At 43.7% G+C, this 3,724-nt stretch carries 3 protein-coding genes, 2 pseudogenes and 1 other annotated feature; of the genes and pseudogenes, 3 read left to right on the top strand and 2 right to left on the bottom strand.

Translation table 11 applies throughout. From position 1 onward, the window contains the following. The 3 genes and pseudogenes from DU481_RS15485 to DU481_RS15475 all read left to right on the top strand — a co-directional run. Positions 1–148: transposase (locus tag DU481_RS15485; protein ID WP_350135981.1), on the top strand; the 148-nt coding region annotated here is incomplete at its 5' end. 161 nt (positions 149–309) lie between these two features. Beyond that, positions 310–1,264: pseudogene (locus DU481_RS15480) on the top strand (IS3 family transposase); the annotation flags it as partial. Beyond that, positions 375–491 (top strand) — a sequence feature (AL1L pseudoknot). (Overlaps the previous pseudogene by 117 nt.) Positions 1,265–1,621: 357 nt before the next feature. Next, positions 1,622–2,953: a class I SAM-dependent methyltransferase gene (locus tag DU481_RS15475; RefSeq protein WP_350135977.1), complete on the top strand. Its 1,332-nt coding sequence runs from the start codon at positions 1,622–1,624 to the stop codon at positions 2,951–2,953. 375 nt (positions 2,954–3,328) lie between these two features. Here DU481_RS15475 and DU481_RS15470 read toward each other — a convergent pair. Together DU481_RS15470 and DU481_RS15465 are read right to left on the bottom strand one after the other, a co-directional pair. After that, a pseudogene (locus tag DU481_RS15470) lies at positions 3,329–3,421 on the bottom strand (IS5/IS1182 family transposase); the annotation flags it as partial. Positions 3,422–3,519: 98 nt separating this feature from the next. Beyond that, positions 3,520–3,666: an integrase core domain-containing protein gene (locus tag DU481_RS15465; protein WP_350135979.1), complete on the bottom strand. Its 147-nt coding sequence runs from the start codon at positions 3,664–3,666 to the stop codon at positions 3,520–3,522. Between the last annotated feature and the right edge of the window lie 58 nt (positions 3,667–3,724).

Below are 3,724 nucleotides of genomic sequence, written 5' to 3'. Positions count from 1 at the left end.
GGTAGAACATGTATTCCGGGTGATCAAGCGGCAGTTTGGATTCACCAAGACCCGCTACCGCGGGCTGATGAAGAATGCCGTTCAGGTGAACATGTTGATGGGTATGGCCAACCTGTACCTGCTGCGCAGGCAGTTGATGACGGCTTGAGGGAAAAGTCCGTCCATCATACCCCGGCGGCGGATGATGACGCACAAACTGGGGAAATCCGGCTACAAAACACCACTGAAAAATGAATTGCCGGGAATTCGTGTTCAAAAAAATGGCAGGATTACCGGAAAATCTGAAAATCACTAATTGTTCAGCGCTTCCTTAAGGAATTGGAACAGGAGAATTGGGAATTAAAGCGAGCCAACGAGATATTACGTAAGGCGTCGACCTATTTTGCGCAGGCGGAGCTCGACCGTCGACTGAAATAATGGTGACATTTATCGATAGCAACAAAGCAGAATACGGGGTCGAGCCAATCTGCAATGAAATCCGGATTGCTCCGTCGAGCTATTACGAACACAAAACGCGCGAGCGAGATCTCGATCGATTGCTCGATCGCATCAAAGCGGGACATGAGATTAGAACTCGATATACACCGGGTATGGGAAGGCAACCTCCGGGCTTATGGTGCTCGAAAGTATGACGACAGTTGTTGCGAGAAGGCATTGGCGTTGCTCGCTGCACAGTCAAACGGTTGATGAAGAAGCTTGGAATGCAAGGTGTTCGACGCGGCAAAAAGTGTTGGACAACCATTTCGGACGATTTGCTTGACCGGCCAACGGACAAGGTTAACCGGCCCAATCAACTATGGGTGACGGATATTACATTTGTGGCGACGTGGATGGGATTTGTTTATGTGTCTTTTATCACCGATGTTTTTGCCAGATACATTGTCGGCTGGCGGGTCAGCCGGTCATTGCACACCGATTTAGTACTGGATGCATTGGAACAGGCGCTATGGGCACGGCGGGAAACCGCAGGATTGATTCATCATAGTGATCGAGGCAGCCAATATTTATCGATTCGCTATACTGAACGTTTGGCGCAGGCAAATATTGACGCCTCCGCCGACAGTATCGGAGATTCATATGACAATGCCATGGCCGAGACCATCAATGGTTTGTACAAGACCGAGGTCATACGGCATCGCGGTCCTTGGGCAGTATCGAAGAAGTAGAATTTGCTACACTGGAATGGGTGGATTGGTTCAACAATCGAAGACTGCTGGATGCAATCGGATATATCCCACCAGCAGAATTTGAAAAGGCGTATTAACACGAACAGGAAGAGTCAGCTGATGCAGCTTGACTCAAGAAAACATGTCTCCGGAAAAACCGGGGCGATTCAGTTAAAAAAGACCGCATAATAAGCGCGTTAAGATATACGAAACCGAGGCAAGGTCAGTTGGCCAAGCCCATCAGCATGTTCACCTGCACGGCATTCTTCAGTTCAGCGATTCTCTAATTATCCCCCTCTTTTACATAATAATTAAAGAAATTAACAAATTCACACGCTATTAATCTATGATAGGCTTTTCTTTGTACAATTTGTGCAACGTAATCATAAGGACAGTTACCATATTTACTTTTATCAGTAGAACTCTACTAATATATCACTCATAAAAAGACCAATATGACAGAAATTAGAAGCTTAGTTAAAAAAATCCTATGCCATCTTCCTGATGAAGGGCGCTTGATTAAATCAAAAGTTCGACAACTACGAATGAAAAAGGAGGTTGTAATAGCTAATTTGACCGGGCTCCTAGGGAAGAAAATCCTGCCCAATCCATATGCAGTATATTGGATCGATCCTACACGTATTCAATTTCACACAAATTATAAGAAAGATTCCTTAGATTGGGAAGATTGGGTGTTTGATCAAAATAAGTACGTCAAACGGGTTCAGAGTGGCGATTGGGATATCGCAGTACATCGCGTTGAGGACATGCGAATCTGTCGAGCGATTAATGATCGCATTCATCATGGTGTCGCATGGAAAAATACTGAATACTATCAACGCGCTATTAACCAGATTGAAAGCGGTCTTGAGTTGTGGGGTTGTTCGAATAGAATAAGTCTCGACAAGCGTTGCAATCAGATTGATCAATTAATTGAATCTATTACTACTCAAGGATATCGTGAAGTATCAACAGATGAGTTCTCGCTAACGCATACTAGGTATAAGGAGATTCTTGTTAATATTAATCGAGATGGTTTTTGTCTTTTTCAAGATGGTAGACATCGATTGGCTATCGCACGTGCGCTTCATCTTAAAAGAATTCCCATACAAATCTTGGTTAGACATTCAAACTGGCAATCATTCCGTGAGTTAATGCATCAGATGGCTCGTGGCGAAGGTGGTGCTAGCAAATCTGGCTTGCTTTACCAAACACCAATTCACTTCGATCTTTCCGATATCCCATATGAGCATGCATGTGAGGATAGGTGGGATGCAATCAAAAATAATCTTGGCCAAGCACCTGTGGGCATGGCTCTTGATATCGGCTGCAATCTTGGTTATTTTTGTCATCGACTAGAAGATATTGGTTATTCCTGTATCGGTGTTGAGTACCTGCCAGAAGTTGCTTTTGCCGCACGAAAGATTGCATTCGCTGAGAATCGTCAGCTAAAAATAGTGACTGGAGATATTCTTGCTCCAGAAACATTGCAAGAGATTGCTGCCTCAAATTATAGCGTTGTAATAGCCTTGAATATTTTTCATCATTTCATTAAAACCAAAGATAGTTATGAGAAGCTCCGCCAATTTATGAATAACATCCGAGTTGGAGCAATGTTTTTTGAATCACACCATCCAAGTGATCCGCAGATGCAAGGAGTATACTTGAATCCATCACAAAATGAGTTTGTGCAATTACTAAGGGAATGGGGTCGATTTGAAAGGGTTTTGCCTATATATAAAGCGACTGATGGCCGAATATTATTTAAATTAGATCAGCAACGATAAAATACCTGGCGGATTCAAGTTCGAAGTGCAACACTGTTTGCAGCAGTGTACTTCCATTGCTTTTTTAAGTTTGATTGATACTTCTGCAGGTATCAAGGGCAAGCGCCAAATGTGGCGCGGTTTAGTCACCTTTGCCACCGTCAGAAGTATCAACCCCTTAGTTTTTAAGCAATAAAGATGAACTGGCAATGTGTTGCACTTCGAACTTGAGTCTATGCCTCTCCGAGTTTTGAACGACCTGAGAGATGGCTCTCGTAGATTCTGGAAAGCTGTGCCAGGCTTTGGCCGGAGATTGATCAGCAACGGTTGCTGGATACACGTGGTCTTAGTAGGGGGAGCTATTTATTTGACGATAGATTAGGGTCTGTTGACATTTCACATAGGTAGCCACAGATATCCATACGCCATGGCGACCATGCTCTCAAAATTTCTCTTCAATTTGTCGTATCGTGTCGCTACTGCCCGATACTGACCTGGTCAAGTAAAACCGGACACCCCAGTTAAGCTGCTTTTATCGATTTTGCTGCTTCTGCTTCATATTGGTTTGGATGTAAGAAATCTCAGGGTTATTTACAGAGAGGTTGATTGAAATAAGCGTTGAGTATTTCATAAGGGGTGGCATTATTCAAACTCTTATGAGGCTTAACGGTATTGTAGAAATTAATGAAACGGAGAAGCTGAATGCGTCGATCGGCGCAGTCTTTAAAGTGAATCTTGCTGTGCTACCTGTCCATCAGTGTGCGGATAACCCGCTCAGCTTTACCGTTGGTT

This window comes from Nitrosomonas sp., assembly GCF_040240425.1.
GTDB lineage: Bacteria > Pseudomonadota > Gammaproteobacteria > Burkholderiales > Nitrosomonadaceae > Nitrosomonas.
This window is presented reverse-complemented; position numbering and strand designations above follow the sequence as displayed.